Annotated in this window: 18 protein-coding genes; 5 read left to right on the top strand and 13 right to left on the bottom strand. The window is 72.7% G+C overall.

All coding sequences use genetic code 11. The features are described 5' to 3' along the window. The first annotated feature begins 139 nt into the window (after window positions 1-139). On the top strand, window positions 140-1,534 hold the full coding sequence (locus tag ACWDS7_RS09230) for an alpha/beta fold hydrolase (protein ID WP_451928825.1): 1,395 nt from the start codon (window positions 140-142) through the stop codon (window positions 1,532-1,534). Here ACWDS7_RS09230 and ACWDS7_RS09225 read toward each other — a convergent pair whose 3' ends face one another. The 5 genes from ACWDS7_RS09225 to ACWDS7_RS09205 form a co-directional block, all read right to left on the bottom strand. Then, entirely contained in the window at window positions 1,535-2,329 is a 795-nt protein-coding gene (locus ACWDS7_RS09225) for a DUF4253 domain-containing protein (protein ID WP_306865602.1), read from the bottom strand. A 168-nt stretch (window positions 2,330-2,497) separates the two neighbouring features. Beyond that, entirely contained in the window at window positions 2,498-4,186 is a 1,689-nt protein-coding gene (locus ACWDS7_RS09220) for a beta-N-acetylhexosaminidase (protein WP_451928850.1), read from the bottom strand. 209 nt (window positions 4,187-4,395) lie between these two features. Continuing rightward, window positions 4,396-5,235, bottom strand: coding sequence for a carbohydrate ABC transporter permease (locus ACWDS7_RS09215; RefSeq protein ID WP_451928824.1), 840 nt, complete (start codon window positions 5,233-5,235; stop codon window positions 4,396-4,398). After that, window positions 5,232-6,170: a carbohydrate ABC transporter permease gene (locus ACWDS7_RS09210; RefSeq protein ID WP_306865596.1), complete on the bottom strand. Its 939-nt coding sequence runs from the start codon at window positions 6,168-6,170 to the stop codon at window positions 5,232-5,234. The genes ACWDS7_RS09215 and ACWDS7_RS09210 overlap by 4 nt, the downstream gene beginning before the upstream one ends. Beyond that, window positions 6,167-7,429, bottom strand: coding sequence for an extracellular solute-binding protein (locus ACWDS7_RS09205; protein WP_306865593.1), 1,263 nt, complete (start codon window positions 7,427-7,429; stop codon window positions 6,167-6,169). The genes ACWDS7_RS09210 and ACWDS7_RS09205 overlap by 4 nt, the downstream gene beginning before the upstream one ends. Before the next feature lie 172 nt (window positions 7,430-7,601). On the opposite strand from ACWDS7_RS09205, the gene ACWDS7_RS09200 reads away from it, so the two are divergent. The 4 genes from ACWDS7_RS09200 to ACWDS7_RS09185 all read left to right on the top strand — a co-directional run bounded on the left by ACWDS7_RS09200 (window position 7,602) and on the right by ACWDS7_RS09185 (window position 11,899). Further along, a complete protein-coding gene (locus ACWDS7_RS09200; RefSeq protein WP_451928823.1) occupies window positions 7,602-8,387 on the top strand; it encodes an IclR family transcriptional regulator in 786 nt (261 codons plus the stop codon). 57 nt (window positions 8,388-8,444) lie between these two features. Further along, window positions 8,445-9,389, top strand: coding sequence for a sugar kinase (locus tag ACWDS7_RS09195; RefSeq protein ID WP_451928822.1), 945 nt, complete (start codon window positions 8,445-8,447; stop codon window positions 9,387-9,389). Between the two features lie 484 nt (window positions 9,390-9,873). Further along, complete coding sequence (locus ACWDS7_RS09190) at window positions 9,874-10,728, top strand: hypothetical protein (RefSeq protein ID WP_306865588.1); 855 nt, start codon at window positions 9,874-9,876, stop codon at window positions 10,726-10,728. A 241-nt stretch (window positions 10,729-10,969) separates the two neighbouring features. Then, window positions 10,970-11,899, top strand: coding sequence for a zinc-binding dehydrogenase (locus tag ACWDS7_RS09185; protein ID WP_451928821.1), 930 nt, complete (start codon window positions 10,970-10,972; stop codon window positions 11,897-11,899). Between the two features lie 82 nt (window positions 11,900-11,981). Here ACWDS7_RS09185 and ACWDS7_RS09180 read toward each other — a convergent pair whose 3' ends face one another. The 8 genes from ACWDS7_RS09180 to ACWDS7_RS09145 all read right to left on the bottom strand — a co-directional run. Next, window positions 11,982-13,055 (bottom strand): DUF6183 family protein, encoded by a 1,074-nt coding sequence (locus ACWDS7_RS09180; RefSeq protein WP_451928820.1) that lies wholly within the window; start codon window positions 13,053-13,055, stop codon window positions 11,982-11,984. Between the two features lie 173 nt (window positions 13,056-13,228). After that, window positions 13,229-13,864, bottom strand: a complete 636-nt coding sequence (locus tag ACWDS7_RS09175; RefSeq protein WP_451928819.1) for a DUF4142 domain-containing protein — start codon at window positions 13,862-13,864, stop codon at window positions 13,229-13,231. Window positions 13,865-14,040: 176 nt separating this feature from the next. Next, entirely contained in the window at window positions 14,041-15,849 is a 1,809-nt protein-coding gene (locus ACWDS7_RS09170) for a glycoside hydrolase family 15 protein (protein WP_451928818.1), read from the bottom strand. A gap of 199 nt (window positions 15,850-16,048) precedes the next feature. Further along, window positions 16,049-17,902, bottom strand: coding sequence for an ABC transporter ATP-binding protein (locus tag ACWDS7_RS09165; protein ID WP_451928817.1), 1,854 nt, complete (start codon window positions 17,900-17,902; stop codon window positions 16,049-16,051). Window positions 17,903-17,904: 2 nt separating this feature from the next. Further along, window positions 17,905-18,414, bottom strand: coding sequence for a hypothetical protein (locus tag ACWDS7_RS09160; RefSeq protein ID WP_451928816.1), 510 nt, complete (start codon window positions 18,412-18,414; stop codon window positions 17,905-17,907). Between the two features lie 42 nt (window positions 18,415-18,456). Continuing rightward, a complete protein-coding gene (locus ACWDS7_RS09155; RefSeq protein WP_451928815.1) occupies window positions 18,457-18,981 on the bottom strand; it encodes a MauE/DoxX family redox-associated membrane protein in 525 nt (174 codons plus the stop codon). A 140-nt stretch (window positions 18,982-19,121) separates the two neighbouring features. Beyond that, the gene (locus tag ACWDS7_RS09150; RefSeq protein ID WP_306865565.1) at window positions 19,122-19,313 is read right to left on the bottom strand and encodes a hypothetical protein; all 192 of its coding nucleotides are present in this window, start codon (window positions 19,311-19,313) and stop codon (window positions 19,122-19,124) included. Between the two features lie 79 nt (window positions 19,314-19,392). Beyond that, window positions 19,393-21,475: tetratricopeptide repeat protein (locus tag ACWDS7_RS09145; RefSeq protein ID WP_451928814.1), on the bottom strand; the 2,083-nt coding region annotated here is incomplete at its 5' end.

Raw genomic sequence — 21,475 nt, 5'->3', positions numbered from 1 at the left:
GGCTGTCCGGTCCGAGGACGAGGACGGGGCCGCCGGCGGCATCCGTCCCCCGGGCGAGAGGACCCCCGCCGCACGGCGGGGGTGGGGACGGTCCTGAAGGAGGGCGATCACCGCGTTCCCCGCTCCTAGCGTGAGAGCCATGGAAGACGAGCCCCCTCCCCCGCCACCCCTCCCCTCCGCCGCCATCCCCGGCCACCGCGCCGCTGTACCCGTCCCCTCGATGCCCGCCACTTCCGTTACCTCCGGACCCGCCGCCACCGCGGTCCCGGACTCCGCCCCCGTCGGAGCGCGCCCGACCGGCTCCCGCCGCCCGGCTCTCGTGCGCCGCCTGGCGGGAGGCGTCCTGCTGCCGGTCGCCGCGATCGTGGCCGTGGCCGCGGGCGGGGCCGCCTTCTTCGGGGGCGCCGCCGTCACGGCGGTGATCCCGCTCCTCTGCGCGGCGGCACTCGGCGCGACGCTCGTCACCGGGTTCCCGCTGATCCGGCTCGCCTTGGCCCTGCTGGTGATCCGCCGTCCAGGACCCGTCGCGGCGGCCTTGGCCGGATCGGTCGCCCTCGCCGTCGCGGCGACCGCAGCGGTCACCGTGTTCCGGCCGATGCCCGGGGGTCCGACGGCCCCGGCCCCGGCCGGCGTCGCCTTCTGGGACCTGCCCACCGGCTCCAGGATCGCCTACACCGTGACCAGGGCGGCCGAGCCCCGACCCACGCCGGTGATCTTCCTGCACGGCGGTCCGGGCACGCCCGGCGAGGGCGCCCCCGACGCGGCCCGCGCCCTGGCCGACCGCGGCTTCGACGTCTACGCCTACGACCAGGTCGGGGCGGGCCGGTCCACCCGGCTGGCCGATGTCACCGGCTACACCGTCGCCCGGCACGTGGCCGACCTCGAAGCCATCCGGCACGTCCTGGGGGCCGACAGGCTCATCCTCGTCGGCCGATCCTGGGGCGGCTCGCTCACCGCGCGCTACCTGGCCGCCCACCCCGAGCACGTGGCCAAGGCGGTCTTCGTCTCCCCCGGGCCGCTCTGGGAGGGCGCCTACCCGGACCACGACACCGGCGACCCGTGGGGCGGGCTCCCGCCCGCGCAGACCCGCCTGCGGGACGAGCTGACCGACACCCCGAGGATGATCGTCCACAGCGTGTTGATGGGCGTCAACCCGGACGCCGCCCACGCGCTGGTGCCCGACGACGAGGCCGACCCGTGGTTCCGGCGTGTCTTGCTGACCGGCAAGGACGCCACCCGGTGCCCGGGTGCTCCGGCGGCCCCTGTCCACGACAACCGTCCCGGCTTCTACGTCAACCAGCTCACCTCGGCCGATGCCGAACGGGCCGCCGATCCCCGCCCCGCGCTGCGCGCGGTCGAGGTCCCGGCGCTGATCCTGCGGGGCGAGTGCGACTATCTGAAGCCCGAGGTGGCCGAGGACTACCGGCGCGCCCTGCGGGGCTCCACGCTCGTCCGCCTCGCGGGAGCGGGCCATTCCATCACCACCGAGCAGCCCCGCTATCTCCCGCTGCTGCGGGACTTCCTGCTCCGATGATCAGTCCCACCAGAACGACCAGGCGTTCCGGCCCCTGATCTGCTCGGCGTAGTCGGTCAGCGTCCCGGCGCTGTAGATGACGCTGTCGGGGCAGAAGGTCCAGTGCTCGGCGGCGACGTGCAGGGCGTGCTCCGGGGTGACGGGGGGCGCGGCGACGCTCAGGTCCAGGGTGTTGAAACCGATGCCGACCACCCGCGCCCCGAACCTGTCCTCCCAGCTCCGCACCACGGCCGCGAGCGGGACCATCCACTCGTTGTGGTTCAGCGCGCCCTGCCACCCCATGACGGCCAGCGCGTCGGCCCCCCGCTCGGCGGCGACCAGCCCGAGCGGGGTCCTGCGCTCGGCCACCAGCCCGGCGTACCAGTCGGCGACCACGCCGGGGTCGGCGGCGAGCTCCCCCGACGCGGCCGGCCCCGGGCACTGCGGGCCGAAGGGGGCCAGCAGTTCGAGCTGGTCGGCGTGGGCCTTCTCGATCCAGTCCGACCACACCTCGGCCATGAACGCGGCTGCGTGGTAGTTGTCGATCTCCGCGGCCGCGTCCGGGGCGATCTGCCCGGCCGACCACGGCTGGACGGAGTCCTCGAGCAGCACCGGCCACAGGCCCGAGCGGCCGTGCTCGGCCCGCAGCTCGGCCCAGAGCTCGGCGGAGACCGCCGTGTCGCTCAGCCAGAACGCCGGACGGTGGTCGATGGCGAACCGAGCGTAACCAGGGTCGGGCCAGACCACGTCTCCGGGCGGCAGCTCGGCCGAGAGCGTCCGTCCGTCACCGCCGTCGGCGAACAGCTGTCCCAGCACTGGCGGAAGTTGCCCACGCTCGCAATCGCTCATCTCTACCGATCCGATCCTGACCACGGACCAATTTTGGCCTGTCAAGCGTCCCGAGCGACAGCTAGCCCCGGGACCGGGCGAAAATCATCGGTATCCCGCCAAGCCGAGACGGGTCATGAGCGGCGCGGCGCCCGCCTACCCCCGGACCTCCCCGACGCCGAACTCGGCGATCATGGCCTCCCGCTGTGCCCTGCTGATCGGCCAGCCCGGGGCGTCGGGGCGGCTCTGCCACGGGTGCGGGCCCGCCGCGGGCCGGTACTCCACTCCCAGCGCGTCGAGCCGGGCCGTGTGCGTCTCCAGCCGCCGGGCGAAGTCCGGGTACGGCGCGCGCTCGGCCGACCACACGGTCTCGGCGAACGCGCACAGCCGGGGGAAGACCTTGTAGTCGACGGCCCGCGGGCTGTCCATGTGCTCGGTCCAGACGTTGCACTGCGCCCCGATCACGCGGGAGCGCTCGGCCGGGCTCAGCCCCTCCGGCTCGGGGTCGAAGGCGTGGACGTCCTGGACGGAGAGCGGCGGGCCGACGGGGATGGGTTCCTCCGGCAGCTCCGACTGGCGGTAGTCGAAGTAGACGGACATGTCCGGGCAGGAGACCACCCGGTGGCCGGCCCGCGCCGCCTCGACCGCCGCGCCCGGCCCGCGCCAGGCGGCCACCGTCACCCCGGGGACCGCACCGCACTCCAGGATCTCGTCCCAGGCGTACGGCACGCGCCCCCGGCCGGTGACGTGCTCGGCCAGGGCGGTGACGAAGGCGGCGCGCGCACGGGCGTCACCGGGGCACTCGTCTCCGCCGATGCCCACGTGGGAGGCGGGGAACAGCTCCATGACCTCGTCCAGCACGTCACGGCAGAAGTCCAGCGCCGCGGCGGAGGTGACGTCGAGGACGTGCTCGGAGACCCCCCACGAGGTGCGGACCTCGACCGGCGGCGCCCCCTCGGCCGGCGCCACGCCGAGCCAGGGGTAGGCGGCGACCGCGGCCTGGGTGTGGCCGGGCAGGTCGATCTCGGGCACCACGGTGATGTGCCGCTCGGCCGCGTAGGCGACGATCTCCCGCACGTCGTCGGCGGTGTAGAAACCGCCGTGCGGGCGGGGCAGGAAGGCCCCGTGCTGGCGGGAGCCGAGCATGGTCGAGGGCCGCCAGCCCCCCACCGAGGTCAGCCGCGGGTATTTGGCGATCTCCACCCGCCAGCCCTGGTCGTCGGTCAGGTGGAGGTGGAGGACGTTCAGCTTGTGCAGGGCGAGCAGGTCGACGAAGCGCAGCAGGTCCGCCTTGGGCATGAAGTGCCGGGCGACGTCCAGCATGCATCCGCGCCAGCCGTACCGGGGCCGGTCCTCGATCTCGACGGCGGGCACGGTCAGCGGGCCGCCCGCCACGGGCGCGCGGCGCAGCGCGGCGGGCGGGAGCAGCTGCCGGAGGGTCTGCGCACCGTAGAACACCCCGGCGGCGTCACCGCCGGTGATCCGCACGCCGGAAGGGGTGATCCGGAGGCGGAACTCCTCGGCCGCCAGGTCGGCGCCGAGCGCCAGCACGACGCGTCCCTCCCCTCCGGCCGCCGGCCCTTCCCCCGCCCCGGGGCCTGCGGGGTCCGCGGGGTCTCCGGGCCCGCCGGGGTTTCCGGAGCCGCCGGGGCCGCCGAGGTCTCCGGGGCCGTCCCCGTCAGCGGCGCCGGCCCCTGACGGCAGCAGTGCGCACCCGGCGGCCGGGCCGAGCGCCGAGCGGAGCCAGGCGGCCACCCCGGCCAGCTCGGCCGGCGCGTCGAGGGCGGTGCCGGGCGTCAGCGTGAACTCGCCGGAGCCGGGCCGGACCGAGGACGGCCGCGGGATCAGCCCGTAGGCGGCCGCTGCCCCGGAAAGCTGCCCGGAAGGAGCGGACTCCGTGAAGGACTGCCCGGAAGAAACGGACTCCGTGGAGGGCTGTCTGCGAGAGGCAGACGTTCCGGGGGTCTGCCCGGGAGAGGCCGGTGCCCCGGGGGTCTGCCCGGGAGAGGCCGGTGCCCCGGGGGTCTGCCCGTACGGGGTCGGGCGCTGGGGGGTCAATCCTTCACCGCCCCGCCGAGCCCCGCCACCAGCCTGCGCTGGACGGCCACGAAGAAGATCAGCACGGGAACGGTCATCAGCGTCGAGGCCGCCATGATTCCCCCCCAGTCGTTCTCGTCGGGTTTGAAGAAGACCAGCAGGGCCGCGGGCAGGGTCTGGCTGTCCTTGGCCGAGATGATGAAGGTCCTGGCGAAGATGAAGTCGTTCCAGGCGGTGATGAAGGAGAACACGCTGGTCGCGATCAGGCCCGGCGCGACAAGTGGGAACAGGATCCGCCACAGGATGACCGGGCGGCTCGCGCCGTCGATCATCGCGGCCTCCTCCAGCGCCTCGGGCACCGCGGCCACGAACCCCCGCATCATCCAGACCGCGAACGGCAGCGAGAAGGCCAGGTGGACCAGGACCAGCGAGCCCAGCGTGTTGAGCCCCACCCCCGGCACCACCGTGCCGATGTCGCGGACCAGGAAGAACAGCGGGATGGTCAGCGCCTCCACCGGCACCATCTGGGCCACCAGGAACATGATCAGCACGGTGGTGCGGAACCGGAAACGGAACCGGGTCACCGCCACGGCGGCGAGGAAGGCCACCACCGCCGACAGGACGACGACCGTCAGGGCGACGACGAGGCTGTTGAGGAAGTAGCGGCCGAAGTTCTCCCCGCCGAGCACGCGCTGGAAGTGCTCGAAGGTGGGCGCCAGGGTCCAGGGGCGGACCTCCAGCGACTGGATCTCACCGGCGGGCTTGAGCGCCGAGAGCACCATCCAGTAGATCGGGAAGAACGTGACGACCGCGGCGGCCACCGCGACGGCGTTGGCGATCAGGCGGGATCTGCTCACAGCTTCTCCCCGCTGCGGTAGAGGGCGCGGATGTAGAGCAGGGTGACCGCGAGCAGGATCAGCGTCATGATCACGCCGATGGCCGAGCCGAGCCCGTACTCCGAGGAGCCGAAGGCGGTCTGGTAGGCGTAGACGTTGAGCACGGAGTTCTGGCCCGCGATGCCGCCGCCGTTGGTCATCACGTAGATCTGCGTGAAGATCTTGAAGTCCCAGATGATCGACTGGATGACCACGATCGTGATCAGTGGCCGCAGCATCGGCACGATGATCCGCCAGAAGGTGTGCCACGCCGAGGCCCCGTCGAGCGAGGCCGCCTCCAGCACCGAGCCCGGGATGGCCTGGATGCCGGCGTAGAGCGTCACCATGACGAAGGGGAAGGAGTGCCAGACCACGGTCGCGCCGACGATGCCGAAGGTGACCCACTTGTCGTAGAACCAGTTGTAGCCCTCGATGCCCAGGAGCTGGTTGACCAGGCCCAGGTCGGCGTCGAAGAGGAACATCCAGACCGTCGCCCCGGTCATCGCGGGCGCGGCCCAGGCCGCCATGGCCGCCAGCGACAGCAGCAGACGGGGCACCCGGCCGGCCCTGGTCAGCACGACGGCGAGCGCCGCGCCGACGGCCAGCGTCGCGACCACCAGGGCGGCGGCGAACACCACGGTCTGCCCCAGCACCGACCAGAAGCGCTGGTCGCCCAGGAGCGCCGTGTAGTTGTCGGCGCCGATGAAGCGCGTCGGCTCGCCCCCGCTGACCTGCGCCTGCCGGTAGTCGAACACCGAGAGCAGGCCGAGCATGTAGATCGGATAGCCGAAGAGCGGCAGCAGCACCGCCGCCGACGGCAGCAGGTAGAGCCAGGGCCGGAGCCTGCCCCCGGGACGCGGCGATGCCTGGCGGACCTGGGTGTCCGGGCCCGCCGGCGCCGTGGTGACCGTCGTCATGACCGGCCGAACGCGGCCTTCACGGCCGCCGCGGCCTCGTCGGTGGCCTGCTCGACGGTGGCCTGCTTGGTCGCGATCTTCTGGAGCATGGTCGGGATGACCTTCTGGTTGTCGATCTTCACCCAGGCCGGGTCGATCGGCACGAAACGGGTTCCGGCCGCGACGGTGTCGAGGAACGGCTTGAGGAAGGAGTCCTTGGCCGCGAGCTCGTCACGGGCCGAGGTCAGCGTGGGCAGGTTGCCCATGGCCTCGTACATCTTGGTCTGGTACGCCTTGCCGCCCAGCAGCTGCAGGAACTTCACGGCCAGCGAGCGGTGCTTGCTGTTCTTCATGACGCCGAGGTTGTTGCCGCCGGAGAAGGCCGGGGCGATCGAGCCCTCCTTGGCGCCCGGCAGCGGCACCACGGCGTACTTGCCCGCCGCCGCGCCCGCGTCGACCGCGGCGCGGCTGAAGTTGCCGAGGATGCCCATGGCCGCCTTGCCGCTGGCGAACAGCTCGACGGTCTTGCCGCCGGTGAGGCTCGCGCAGGCCTGCGGCGGGCAGTTGTCGTCGCTGAGCAGGTCGGTGTATGCCTGCACGCCCTTGCGGGACTCGGGGCTGTCGAGGTTCTCGATGTCGCCGCCGGCGTCCCAGACGAACGGGAGCGCGCCGAAGGTGTACTCGCCGCCGACGGCCAGGCCGTACAGCTCGGGCTTCTTCTTGCGGATCTCGCGGGCGGCCGAGGTGAGGCTCTCGATCGTCGTGGGCGGCTTGAGGCCGAGCTCCGAGAAGACGTCGGTGCGGTAGTAGAGGGCGCGGATGCCGATGTACCAGGGCAGGCCGTAGACCTTGCCGTCGACGGTCGCGGACTTCAGCAGGTCGGCGCCGACGTCCTTGCCCTCCGGCCAGCTCTGCAGGTCGGCGCCCAGGTCGGCGAAGCCTCCCGCGGCGGCGTACTCGGCGAGGTCGGTGTTGCCGTACTCGGCGACGTCGGGGGCGCTCGCCGGGTCGTTGAACGCGCCCTTGAACTTCTCGTGCCGGGCCGGCGTCGTCGGGATGTAGGTGACCTCGACCTTCACGTCCGCGTTGGCGGCGGTGAACTCCTTGATCGCCTCTCCGACGACCTTCTCCTTGGGAGCGCGGTTGGGCTCGTCGAAGAGCCACACCCGCAGGGTCCCGGACTTGTCGTCGCCACCGCTCGCGGACGGGGCGGTGGACGGCGCGCATGCGGCGAGGGCCAGCAGGGCCACACCTGCCGCTGCCCAATTCAGGATCTTCACGACTTTCTCCTCCTGTTGGCGGCAGACCTTAGGAAGGGGCCGCCGGTCACGGGAAGAGGGAGCGTATTATGTTGTGCAGTGCAGAACGTTGTGTTGCAAAGTAGCGGCGAGGGCTCCGGCTCCCCTAATTTGACCTGCGTGTTCGACCCACCGAATCCTCACTGAGGCCGTGATGAACGAACCTGCCCCGGAACGCAACCAGTCGGCCTCGCTCCGGCGTGCCCTCGCCGTGCTGGAACACGTGCGCGATCACGCGGGCGGCGGCCAGGGACTGTCGCTCACCAGGCTCGCCGAGGCGCTGGGCCTGTCCAAGAGCACGGTGCTCCGGCTGACCGCCCCGCTCGTCGAGGCCAGGCTCCTCGACCGCGACCGCAGGAGCGGCGCCTACCGGCTCGGGCACGGCGCACTCCGTCTCGGCCAGTCCTACCTGGCCACGCTCGACCTGCGGACGGTGGCCGCCGAGGAGTCGCACCGCCTGATGACCGAGGTCCGGGAGACCGTCCACCTCGTGGTCTACGACCCGCCGGACGTGGTCTACATCGACAAGGTCGAGAACGAGACCAACGTGCGGATGGCCTCGCGGATCGGCAGCCGGGCCCCCGTCTACTGCACCGCCGTCGGCAAGGCGATCCTCGCCTGGCAGCCGGAGGAGGACGTCGAGAGGGTCGTGGCCGCCGGGATGCCGCAGATCACCCGCCACACCATCACCGGCCCCGACCGGCTCCGCGCCGAGCTGGGCCGGATCCGGCAGCGGGGCTACTCGGTCGACGACCGCGAGAACGAACCCGAGGTGCGCTGCGTCGCCGCACCGATCTTCAACCACACCGACACCGCGACCTCGGCCATCTCCGTCTCCGGCCTCACCTCGCGGATCACCGCCGCGCGGGTCCGCGATCTGGGGCCGCTGGTGGCGGAGACGGCGCTGCGCATCTCCAGGAAGCTGGGATCGACCCGTTGAAAAAGCTGAGACCGACCCGTTGACCGGCACGGACGAGCCCCTAAGGACCAATTTCTGATGATCGATCTGGTAACGCTGGGTGAGAGCATGGCGCTGTTCACCGCGCGGCGTACCGGCCTGCTCCGGCACGCTCGCGACTTCGGGCTGAGCGTCGGGGGCGCGGAGTCGAACGTGGCGATCGGCGTCACCCGCCTCGGCCGGCGCGCGGCGTGGATCGGCCGGGTGGGCGCCGACGAGTTCGGGGAGCTGCTCCGCTCGACGCTGGCGGGCGAGGGCGTCGACGTCCGGGGGATGATCGTCGACCCTGACGCGCCCACCGGATTGATGATCAAGAACCGGCGCACCGCCGAGATGGTCGACGTGCGCTACTACCGCTCCGGGAGCGCGGGATCCCGGCTCCGGCCCGCGGACCTCGACCTCTCACTGGTCCGCTCGGCGCGCGTGCTGCACATCACGGGGATCACGCTCGCGCTGTCCGCCTCCGCCCGGGAGGCGGTGCGCGCCGCGGTCGCCGAGGCCCGCGACGCGGGCGCGACCGTGTCGATGGACATCAACTACCGCCGCGCCCTGTGGTCGCCCCACGAGGCCGCCGCCGTACTGCGGGAGACCGTCGCGGCGACGGACGTCCTGTTCGCGACCGAGGCGGAGGCCCGCCTGATCGTCGACGGCGCGGACCCGGCCGCCCTGGCCAGGGCCCTGTCGGAGCTCGGCCCGCGTCACGTGCTCATCAAACGCGGCCCGCTCGGCGCGGTGGAGCTCTCCGACGGCGCCGTACGGCACGCGGAGCCCTACCCCGTCACCGAACTCGACCCCGTGGGGGCCGGTGACGCCTTCGCCGCGGGCTGGCTCGCCGAGACCCTGGAGGGGACCGGCCCGGGACGCCGCCTGGCGACCGCGTGCGCGGCGGGGGCCTTCGCGGTCGCCGCGGACGGCGACTGGGAGAGCCTCCCCCGCCGCTCCGACCTGGACCTCCTGCGCCCGGCGGACGCGGTCAGCCGCTGACCCCGCCGGCTCCGCGGCCCGCCGGGGTTTTCGGAAGAATCCGGGGTTTTCGGAAGAATCCGGGGTTTTCGGAAGAATGCGGGGTTTTCGGAAGAATGCGGCCCGGCGGGGTTCTGGAAAGAATGCGCCCGGGGATTCCAGGGGGCGGCCGCGCGGCGATGGAGAAATGCTGGAAGGCCCCTGGAATGGACCGGTGTCATATGTAAAGATACTGATCACGATTTCGCCGCCGAGATCAGGCCGATCGACGGGTTGACGGCCGACCGCCGGGGTCCGCACGCGATCTTCTGAGGTTTCTCCCCGGTGCCGCCGCCCTCCGCCGCGGGCGCCCTCGGAGCTCCGCCCTTGTTCCGCTTCCCACCCCAGGGAGTGAGCGATGCCCCCACGAGACCCGGACATCAACAGGTTCAGAGAGCCGGAGAATCCCCATATCCGCCTCCCAAGGATCATTAAGGAGAGAGAGCACGGCGGAATCGCCGAGGCGATGGAGAAGATCACGGCCGAGCGCGCGATCAGAGCCGTCTGGAACGCGGAAGGCGGCCCGAGAAGCTCGCTCGGCCTGCCCCGGACCCCAGAGCTGAGTGTGCGCAAGAACGGCACCGACTGGGAAGCCGATTTCCGGTCGGGAAAGATAACGGTGAAGCATCACGGCCAGTGTCACGTTCTGACCAACAAGGTGATGAAGGTCAATTTCGTGGGGCTGGAGTGCGTGTCACGCCAGGAAGGCGAAGACGAGGTTTACGGGGTCGTCGGACTCATCGGGCCCAGCAACAGCGCACTGAAGACCCACTCCTTCCCGGGCGGCGACGGGACCCTGAGCATGGGCGAGCGCGGTTCGCGGATCTGGACGACCGACCAGCTGCTGTACGAAGGTCCGATCCAGGACGTGGTCGTCGTCGGGACGCTCATCGAGCACGACGACTTCGCCGACGTGGACGGCGTCGCGCGCAACCTCGCCGACCAGATAGCGCAGAAGGGCGGGCAGCTTCTCGGCGCGCTCACCGGGCTTCCGGCCGAGTCGGTCACCGAGGAGACGTGGTTCCGGGACACCCTGGCCTTCGCCTTCGGGTTCGTCATGGGCGACGTCTTCGGGATGGGCGACGATCCCTATCCGGGCCAGAGCCTGCGGATCCCCTGGGACCAGGTGGGCGATTTCGGGCCGCCGAGGCAGCCGGCCCGGACCAGGCCCGACGATCCGAAGCAGATCCCGCGCTGGACGCACAGGCTCACTCTCAGCGCGCGCGACGACGCCGGGGACTTCGGCCACTACGACCTCTTCTTCGACGTGTGGGTCGACACCGTGTCGATAACGCGCGAGTGCCCGGTGCCGCAGGGCTGACCGCGCTCCCGGGAAGTCCCGGTCATCGGACGGCCGTGACCCCATGGACCGGAGGCGGAGACCCTCTCGTCGGCCTACGAAGAGCCGCGGCGCCGACCTGACCAGCCGCAGGGTGCGGAGCGGCATCCGGTCGAGCACGGCCTGGCGCGCCCGGGAAGCCAAAGCCTCCAACGCGCTTTTGCCACCCAGTGGCGTTATAGTGACGGCAGGCACCTCCGCTCCATCCGAAAGGCGTACGCCCATGCGTGCTCTGGTCGTCGACCGTTCCGTCCCAGCCGGGCTGCGGCTCGCCGAGATCCGCGACCCCGAACCGGCTCCGCACGAGGCCCTGATCCGGGTCGCCGCGACCTCCCTGAACTACGGCGAGGTGAAGTACGTCCTCGCGGGGGAGCCCGACGGGGCCGTCCCGGGCTGGGACGCGGCCGGCGTGGTGGAACGTCCCGCGGCGGACGGATCCGGGCCGGCCGCCGGGACCCCGGTGGTCACCGTGGCCGACGGCGGCGCCTGGGCCGGGCTCCGGGCCGTGGACACCGCGTTGATCGGCACGGTCCCGGCCGGCGCCGACCTCGGGGCCGTCGCCACGGTCCCGGTCGCGGGAGTCAGCGCGCTGCGCGCCCTGCACAGGATCGGCGCCCTGCCGGGCAGGCGCGTCCTGGTCACCGGGGCCACCGGCGGCGTCGGCAGATACGCGGTGCAACTCGCCCACCAGGGCGGTGCGCACGTGGTGGCGGTCACCGGCGATCCGGAGACGCACGAGAAGAACCTGCGGCTGCTCGGCGCCGACGAGGTGATCACCGCACCCCGGGAGCTCGGCGCACCGGTGGACGGCGTCGTCGAGCTGGTCGGCGGCACCCACCTCGTCGACGCGTACGCCCGGCTCGCCGAACACGGCACCCTGGTCACCGTCGGCCATGCCGCGCAGGAGGACACCACCTTCCCCCCGGGCGCGTTCCTGGGCAACGAGGGCCGCCACAACCGCACCCTCACCACCTTCTACCTCCTGGCCTGCACCGATCTCGCTCCCGACCTGACCCGCCTCGCCGAACAGGTCGCCGCCGGCACCCTCGACCCGGGCATCACCTGGCGCGGGACCTGGGAGGAGGCCACCGAGGCCTTCGACGCCCTGCGTGAACGCCGCCTGCACGGCAAGGCCGTCCTCGACCTGGTCTGACGGACGGCCCGCCGCGCGGGCGGGACACCGGCGCACGGCCGCCTCCGGCGCTCCGGCCGGACCACCGTGAGGAACGCGGCACTTAGTCGGTGTCGTGGGAGAGCAGCAGGCTCAGCACGTCTCCGCGCGGGCTGAGCGCGCCGATCGCGAGCTCCTGGTACACCCAGTACGGCTGCCGCCTGGTGGTCCTGAACGCCATCCATCGCCACCGGGCGGCGAGCTCGTTGACCCGGTGGACGGACGCCTCGGCCGGGGCGCGCACGAACCCCGCGACCGACTGCCACGCCTTCAGCCTGCCGTACCCGCCGCGGAGCCCTCGGGAGTAGGTGGCGTCGCAGTAGGCCATGGTGAACAGCTCGCCCACCACCGCGCTCAGCCCGGCCCGCTCGCCGTTCAGCGCGATCCGGGCGCCGAAGGCGTCCGGCAGGAACGTGTTCACCCCCAGGGGCACCAGCCCCTGGGGGTCGAGACACCGGGGGAGCTCGATGATCATCGCCTCCCCCGGCGAGCTCCAGTGCTCCACCGCGGCGGTGATCAGCCGCCCGTCCTCCCGGGTGCTCACGATCTCGGCTCCGCGCCCCGGAGCCCCTCCGCGCGCGAGCCAGGCGTCCCACCGCGGGGTGGGGCGCTCCCCTCCTCCCCCGGCCACCGGACCCTCCGGTCCGGCCGGGTCCTGGAGGAGCCGCGTGATCTCCGGGTGCTCCGGGACGGGGAGCCGGCGGTAGGGCGTCCAGCCGGGGCCGGAGCAGGCCGCGTCCGCCTGGCGCTCCGCCCGGGTGCGCTTCAGGGGCAGTCCGGCCAGGGGGTGGCCCAGCTCCCGCAGGGCGGCCGCGCACCGCACCGCCGCGGGCACCCGGGCCAGGTTGACGCGGCGCACCACCAGCTCCTGCGCCAGGCAGGCGACCAGCTCCGCCCACGCGTCCGGCTCGGCGGGCACGCGCTCCAGCAGGGGCAGCAGGTGGTGGAGCGGCCGCTGCTCGGCCAGCAGCGCGGCCAGGTCTCGGATCCGGCCGTCCTGCCGGCCGCCGCCGTGCCGGCCGCCGTACTGGTCATCGCCGTACTGGCCGCGCACCAGCTCGGCCAGCGCCCCGGCGTCGCCCGGGACGCGCGACAGGGCCGGCCCGTGCGGCCCGCTCATGATCTCGTGCGAGATCATGCCGATCCCCGTGGTGATCCCGCCGTCACGACCGTTCCTCTCGTCCCCGCATGGAATGGGCTCTCACCCCATGAATAGACCGACGGTCCTGCGCACCGGTTGCGGATGACTGGACGGATCTCGCCCGCCCTCGCCGCCGACCACCTCGGGGGCCCGTCCCGATACCCGGACGGTCAGCCGGTGGCCGCCTGCGGCGCGGCCGCCACCTGGACCGTCCGCGGCGGGACCGCCCCCAGGGCTCCGAGGGACTTCTGGGCGGCGAGCAACTTGTCGAGGTGGTCCTGGATGACCGGCTGGCTGGCCTTGGCGAGCGCCTCGACCTGGGGCAGCGACCCGCTGTCGGCCTCCTTCCTGGCGGCGGCCAGGGCCGCGCGGTGGCCGTAGATCATCGCTTTGGTCCAGGCCTTGTCGAACTCCGCGCCGGACAGGGCGCCCAGCTCCTTGGCCTTGGTCTGCTGGCGCGCCGTCGCCTCGTGGGGCAGGGACACCCTGAGACGCTGGGCGACGTCCCTGAGCTTGCGGTCGAGCTTGGCGTGGTCGGCGACGAGCAGGGCCCCGATCGCACGGACGTCCTTGGACGTCCCCTTGCGCTGGGCGAGCTTGCCGGCGGCGATCTCGGCGAGGTTGCCCTGGTGCGCCTGGACCAGGAACTGCCTGTCCTGTGCGGACGGCTGATCCTTACCCGATGACATCGACGTCGGTGTGGGTGTGGGTGTCGATGCCAGGGCCGAGGCCGGCGTGCCACCCAGCAACGCCAGCACGGCAGCGGAGGTCGCCGCGATCGCCGTGAGCGGGGTCCGTAGTGCCATGACTACCTCCGGGAAAGTGGTCTGACGGATTTTCCGTCACCACATACGCCCTTCCCGCCCCAGAACCTTCCATGTGGACAAATACCCACAGGAGTACCAAATATCCCTATTTAATTACATTAAGGATTAAACACGGCACTCCACCGTCACCGGCGGGGCCGGTGCGGGCACGGTCCTCACCCGCCGGTGTCGCGGATGGCGCGGGCGGCGTTGATCAGACCGATGTGGCTGAACGCCTGCGGGAAGTTCCCGATGGGCTCGCCGGTGACCGAGTCGACCTCCTCGGCCAGGAGACCGACGTCGTTGGCGTATGACGCGGCGGTCTCGAACGCCTTCCTGGCGGGCCCGCCCCGGCCGGCGAGGGCCAGGGCGTGGGCGAGCCAGAAGGTGCACAGCAGGAACGTGCCCTCCCCGCCCGGCAGGCCGTCGGCGCTGTGATAGCGGTGGACCAGGCCGCGCGCGTCGGTCAGGTGCGCGGCGACGGCCTCCACCGTGGCCCGGACGCGGGGGTCGTCGCCGGGCAGGAAGCCGACCAGGGGCATCATCAGCACCGACGCGTCCAGATCGTCGGTCTCGAAGGTCTGGGTGAAGGCGCCCACCCGCTCGCTCCACCCCCGGGCCAGGATCTCGGCGCGGATCCGCTCCCTGGTCCGCTCCCACTCGGCGACGCGGCCGGTCGCCCCCAGGGTGGGGGCCAGGGCGACGGCCCGGTCCAGGGCGACCCAGCACATCAGCTTCGAATGCACGTAGTGGCGGCTGGGCCCGCGCACCTCCCAGAGGCTCTGGTCCGGCTCCTGCCAGCGGCGGGCGGCGGTCTCGGCGACGCCGACCAGGAAGGAGCGGGTGAGCCGATCGAGCCGGCCCGCGTCGCCGTAGAGCTGCCAGGCCGCGTCGAGCAGCTCTCCGTACACGTCGATCTGGCGCTGGCGCCACGCGTCGTTGCCGACCCGGACCGGGACGCTGCCCCGCCAGCCGCCCAGGTGGGGCAGCAGCCGCTCGCTCAGGTCACGCTCGCCGCCGACGCCGTACATGATCTGCAGGTCCACGCCGCGGTCGAGCTCGGTGGCCGCGGCACGGGCCAGGAAGGAGAAGAACGACGCCTCCTCCAACTCGCACGTGGCCGTGGCGAGCGCCTGCAGGGTGAAGCTGGTGTCCCGGATCCACGTGTAGCGGTAGTCCCAGTTCCGCTCCCCGCCGACGCTCTCGGGCAGGGAGGTGGTGGCCGCCGCGACGATGGCGCCGGTGGGAGAGAAGGTCAGCGCCCGCAGCACCCGGCCGCTCTGGCCGACCTGCTCCTGCCAGGGCCCCCGGTAGCCGGTGTGCAGCCGGGACCAGGAGCGCCAGCCCGCGACGGTGTCCTTGAGGCGGCGGTGGACGCGCCAGGGGTGCCGGCGCGGCGGCTCGGGCGCCCAGCCCCAGCTCGCCTGGAGCGCCAGGCAGAGGCGCTGCCCGGCCCGCAGTGTGACCGCGGCGCGCGCGGTGGAGTCGCTCACCGTCAGGTCGACCGGGGCCGACAGGGTGAGGACGTGGGCGCCGCCGCGCGCGACCAGGCCGCCGCGGACCGGCTCCATCAGCGGGTGGACCAGCCCGAACTCGGGTCGCGGCGCGTACGTCATCTCCAGCGGCACGCTCCCCTCGACGCAGGTCACCTCCCGCAGGAGCACTCCCGGTGAGGAGGCGCCCAGCGAGTGCCCGCGCTCCCGGCCGCCCAGGGCGAGCGCGTCGAGGAGCACCACGGTCCCGTCCTGGTTGCGGAAGGTGGTCTCCAGCACCAGCGAGTCCTCCAGATACCTGCGGGTGGCCTCGGCGGGGCGGGCGGGGCGGATGGACCAGTGTCCGGCGTCCTCGTCGAGCAGCCGGGCGAAGACCGCCGGGCTGTCGAAGCGGGGGAAGCACAGCCAGTCCACCGAACCGTCGGAGGTGACCAGCGCGGCGGAGCGGCAGTCCGACAGCAGGGCGTGATCGCCGATCGGTCGCGTGCTCAAGGGCGCCTCCGATCCGGGGCGGTCACCGGCCGGTGGGGCGCCGTGGGCTCCGCCGGCCGTGGACCCACCGCGCGGCACCCTCGGCGTGACCCGCCGGCCAGGGGCGCTTATCGGAAATATCCTCCTTTAAGAAGTGTAACTCACCGCTGTCGACCATGTTCAGGGTGTCAGCACCGCCGCCGGAGGACGGCCCGCGCGGTCACTGGACGCCGGCGTCCTCGCGGTAGCCGCTCGCCTGCATCTCGAACAGCCGGGCGTACTCCCCGCCCGCCGCCGTGAGGTCGGCGTGCGTCCCCCGCTCGGTGATCCGGCCGCCGTCGAGCACGACGATCAGGTCCGCGTCGCGGACCGCGCCGAGCCGGTGCGACACGAGCAGGCTGGTACGGCCGGCGCGGTGCCCGCGCAGCCGCCGGTGCATCTCGTGCTCGGCCCGGGCGTCCAGGCCCGAGCTGGGCTCGTCGAGAATGAGCAGGTCACGCCCCTCGCGCAGCAGCGCGCGGGCCAGGGCCACCCGCTGCCACTGGCCTCCCGAGAGCACCACCCCGGCCTGCGGGTCGTCCTCGTCCCCGTCGCCGAAGAAGATCCGGCTCAGCAGGGTGTCGTAGCCGCGGGGCAGCGCCTGGAGGGTCTCGTGGACGCCGGCCATCCTGGCCGCGGTCTGGACGCGGGCGCGGTCCGGCAGCGCGGCGATCTCGCCCACCCCGATGTTCTCCGCCGCCGTCAGGTCGTAGCTCATGTAGTCCTGGAAGAGCACGCCCATCCTGGCGCGCAGCTCGGCCGGCGGGACCTCCCGGATGTCCGTCCCGTCCCAGAGGATCGTCCCCCGCGACGGGTCGTAGAACCGGCACAGCAGCTTGATCAGGGTGCTCTTGCCGGCTCCGTTGAGCCCCACCAGCGCGACCGACGCGCCGTGGGGGATCGTCAGATCGACCCCCCTCAGCACCCACGGATGGCTGTCGTCGTAGCGGAACCACACGTCGCGCAGCTCGATGCCCCGCCGTAGCGCGGGCAGCGCGGCGGCCGACCGCGGCGGCGGCAGGTCGTCGGGGAGCGACGTCACCTGCTCGTGGTAGCCGAACAGGGACAGCGCCTGGCGGACATGGGCGGCGTTCTCCACCGTCGCGATCAGCGCGGCCTGCGTCCCGGCCACGGCCGCGGCGAACGCGGTCACGTCGCCGAGGGTCAGCCGGCCGGCCACGGCGGCCTGCACCGCCCAGATCAGTCCCGCGCCGCTGACCGCGGCCGACAGCACCGCCAGCACCGACTGGGTGAGCGCCTCCCGCCGGTCCAGCCGCCGCTCACCGGCCTGAATGGTGGCCAGCTCCCCGAACATCCGGCCCTTGAGGAAGTCGCCCAGCCCGAAGAGCCGGACCTCCTTGGCGGCCTGCACGTCGGTGATGAGGGAGGAGTAGAGGATCTGCCGCCGGATCCCCGCGGACTGCCCGGCGATCATCTTCGTCCGCCGCTTCTCCAGCGACATCCGGGCGGCCAGGGCGGGGACCGCAGCCAGCGCCACCAGCCCCGCCATGAGCGGGCTCAGCACGGCCAGGGCGGCGAGAAGGCTGACCAGCGTGATGATGTTGCGTCCGATGTCGAACAGGCCGGAGGTGATGGGCCGCAGCGCGCCGCCCGTCGCCTGCGCGGCCATCCGCAGCCTGTCCAGGAAATCGGGGTTCTCGAACCGCGACAGGCCCTGGAAGCCGCTCACCGCGGTGTACAGGCGGTCCTGCATCAGGCGGTCCAGCCTGCGCTCCATCTCGGCCTGCAGATAGGCGGTGAGATGCGGCAGCGCCCCGGCGGCCAGTCCCAGGACGATGAGACCGCAGACGGGCAGCAGCACACGGTCGGTACGGCCTGCCGACAGTCCGTCGACGAGAAGCTTCGTCGCCCACACGGTCCCCATGGGCAGCAGGCCGCCGACGACGGTCGCCGCCAGCTGGGACAGGGCCGGCCCGGGACCGACCCGCCAGCACAGCGGCGCCACCGTCGCGACGTGGCGCGACAGGCGGCGGAGCCGGCCCCCGTCCGGCTCCGTGTCCGAGACCGGAGACATCGTCACCTCACGCGGGCCGTTCCGACGAGAGCGTCCAGCTCCGTGTCCGCTCCCACGATCGTGCCGTCCGGGTCGACCCGGAGGAACGTCGGGAAAGCCTCGATGCCGACCGCCTTCACCAGGCTGTCGGCCTGTTCCGCCGTGACGACGCTCGCCGCGCCGCCGATCATCTCGATGAGGTCGCCGGCCTTCTCACCGTCACCGGAGATGACCGCCATGGCGGTGTCGGCGCGGGCCGCGTCGGCGAAGCGCGGCGCGCGCTCATGGCACGCGTCGCAGCTGACGTCGAAGAACGCCACGAGCCGTGCCCGCTCACCGCCGTCCGCCCCGACAGGGGGCAGCGTGCGGCCGACCAGCACTCCCGGGTCGTACCGACCGAACCGCGCCGGTCCGGCGAGACGTTCCAGCTCGGCGGTGTGCTCACGCAGGCGGCGCAGTACCGCGAAGGTGAGCACCAGGTCGAAGACGCAGAGTATGCCGACCAGCACGACGGCGGCGATCAGAAAAGTCATCGGACAACCTCACTTAAGGACTTCAAGTCGTCACACCCCGCGTCATCGCGGTGAGACGGAGGTGGTGAACAGGCCCAGCAGGTCGTCGAGACGCACCACGGACAGGACGCCCACGGCGGCGGCGACCAGCGCGAGGACGATCCCTGCCGGGTGCGCCCCGGCGTCGTCGGCGACGGCCCCCGCCGTGAGCCCGGTGCCGCCGACCAGCAGCAGGACGAGATTGCGCACCACGTGCGCCTTGCCGAGCGGCGCGGCGGAGGCTCCGAAACAGCGGCACGGCGCGCGCCGCCCCCGGCGCACGGCGGCCAGGATGCCGGCGGTCAGAGCGGCGAGCAGCATCATCGCGGCCGCGAACCCCAGGAGCACGGTGGACGGCAGCGCGAGCGACAGGACCACCACGGCCTCCGCCCCCAGCACGGCGTACGCCGCCGGCACGGACCCGGCGCGCGGGAACATCCCCAGGGCCACGATCGAGGCCACGAACTCGTCGAACGCTGCTCGCCCGCGGACCTTGCCCGCCAGCGCGATCACGAAGACGCCGGCCAGCAACGCCCGGCATCCGATCATCAAATAGAGCATCTTCACCGTCTCACCGCTCGTTCCCCGCGACGGGAGTGTTCCGCGGATCCCCGCTACGGTGAGGATCCGCGGAACACCCCCGAAGTCCGGCGGCAGCTCCGGCCCCCGGACCTACGGGCGCTACCCGGTCAGCAGGTCCCGCGCTTCTCGCAGCCCGACACGCAGCCGGTCTGGCCGCCGACGATCCAGCAGAGCTTCTGGTACCTGGTCGTCCCGTAGCAGTAGCAGTGCATGTAGTAGTAGGTGTCAGCCTTGGCGGTCGCCTTCGGCACCAGCTTCTCGAGCAGCCGGTCGCCGAGCTTCCCCAGAGCAGCGTTCATCTGGATTCACCCCTTCATAAGCGTTTTGCGGACAGCCGAAACGCTATTTTGGGGAAATACAGCCGCCGATACAGCGCAGCTACAACCGGGCGGTGAGCAGCGTCTCCAACACCGGATCACGCCGTACGGCGGGCGAGGCGAAGAGCTCCTCGGCCCGGCGGGCGTACCGCTCGGCGGCGCCCGGGTCGCCCAGCGCGGTGTGCGCCCTGGCGAGCTGGCGGGTGGCGGCGGCCTGGCCGTAGGCGTCGCCCGCCCGGGCCACCAGCTCCAGGACCCGGGCCAGGTCGGCCGCCGCGGCGGCCGGATCGCCGTGCCGCAGCCAGACCTCGGACCGGGTGAGCAGCACCTCCCACTCGTCCTCCCGGTTACCGATCTCCCGGCAGTGGCGCACCGCGTCCGCGAGCGTGGCCAGGGCCTGCTCCCGGCGGTCGAGCAGGCAGTAGGCGCGGCCGAGCGCGGCCAGGGTGATGCTCTCCCCGAAGGAGTCGCCGTCCGACCTCCGGATCTCCAGGCACCGTTCGAGGCAGTCGGCCGCCTCGGCGGAACGGCCCAGCCGCAGCAGGACCTCGCCCAGGTTGTGCCTGACCATGCCGACCCGGTTGGACCCGTGCTCCTCCAGCAGCCGCAGGCCCGCGGTGATGTGATCGAGGGCGTCGTCGAGGTCGTCGACGCGCATGCTCAGCCAGCCCAGGTTGTGCAGCGCCAGCCCCTCCGCCTCCTGATCACCCAGATCGCGCCAGAGCCCGAGCGCATGACGCATGCACCCGCGAGCGGCGTCGATCCGGCCGATCCGCCACTCCACCACCCCCAGCGTCGCCAGCGTGGACGCCTCCCCGATCCGGTCGTCGTGCCGCCGCGCCACCTCGACGGCGAGCCGGACGACGGTCTCGAGCTCCTGCCAGTATCCGCACTTCGTCGCCAGAGACCTGACCAACGGCACCAGATCGGTGACGAAACGGGCCGTCTCCGGCTCCCCGGCCGCCTGGGTGGCGGCCGCGACCAGGCAGGGCAGCTCGGTCTCGAACCACCGCACCGCCTCGGCCGGGCTCCGAAGGGTCACCCCGGCGTCCCGTCCGTCCGACGGGCCTGTCCTGGACCGCAGGTGCGGTTGCACCAGATCGTTCATCTGCCCGCACAGGTCGAGGTACCAGTCCAGGGCGTGCCGGACGGCCCGTGCCCGGTCGTCCGCCGGATCGTGAGCCACGGCCAGCTCGGCGGCGAACAGCCTCAGCAGGTCGTGCATGCGGAACCGCCCGTCGCCGACCGGCTCCAGCAGACGGGCCTCCGTCAGCTCGTCGAGCGTGGTCTCGGCCGCCTCCGGATCGACGTCGAGGAGCGCGGCGGCGAGCCCGACGCTGACCTCGGGCACGTCGAGCACACCGAACAGCCGGAAGGCGCGCGCCGCCGCGCCCCTGGCGGGGCCCGCGCCGCCGGCCAGCGTTCCGTAGCTGACCTCGAAACAGGAGCGGACGGCCAGGTCGGCGGCCTGCAGCTCGTCCAGCCGCCGCTGCTGGTTGCGCAGCCGCTCGCCGAACCGCGCGAGCGACCAGTCAGGGCGGGCGGCGAGGCGGGCGCCGGCGATGCGCAGCGCCAGCGGGTGACAGCCGCATCGGCACGCGATGTCGGCCGCGGCCCCGCCCTCGGCGTCCACTCGCGACGGACCCGCCAGCAGCCCGAGCATCCGCACCGAGTCCGCCTCGTCGAGCACCCCGACAACGATCGGCACGGCGTCCATGGTGGTCAGCGCCGCCCTGCTGGTGACCAGCACCGCGCAGCCACCGCCCGCCGGCAGCAACGGCGCCACCTGGGCGGCGTCGACGGCGTTGTCGAGGACGACCAGGACTCGCCGGTCGGCCAGCAACGACTGGTAGTGGGCGGCCGCCTCCGCCGGAGCCGCGGGAACCTCGCCGTTGGGCACCCCCAGGGCCCGCAGGAAGCGGCCGAGCACCTCGGCGGGCTGCAACGGCGGCAGGCCCGGGCTCGACCCCTGCAGATCGACGTAGAGCTGGCCGTCGACGTAGCGACCGGCCACGGCGTACGCCGCCCGCAGCGCCAGTGTCGACTTGCCGACGCCGCCGGGGCCGTGCAGCGCCAGCACCGGCGGCGGCGCGCCCGGCTCCGGGTCCCCCCGGAATGGAACGACGGCAACCCGGTCCGCATCC

The organism is Streptosporangium sp. NPDC003464 (assembly GCF_053588315.1).
Note: the sequence above shows the minus strand (reverse complement) of the source record. Positions and strands in the feature narration are given on the sequence as shown.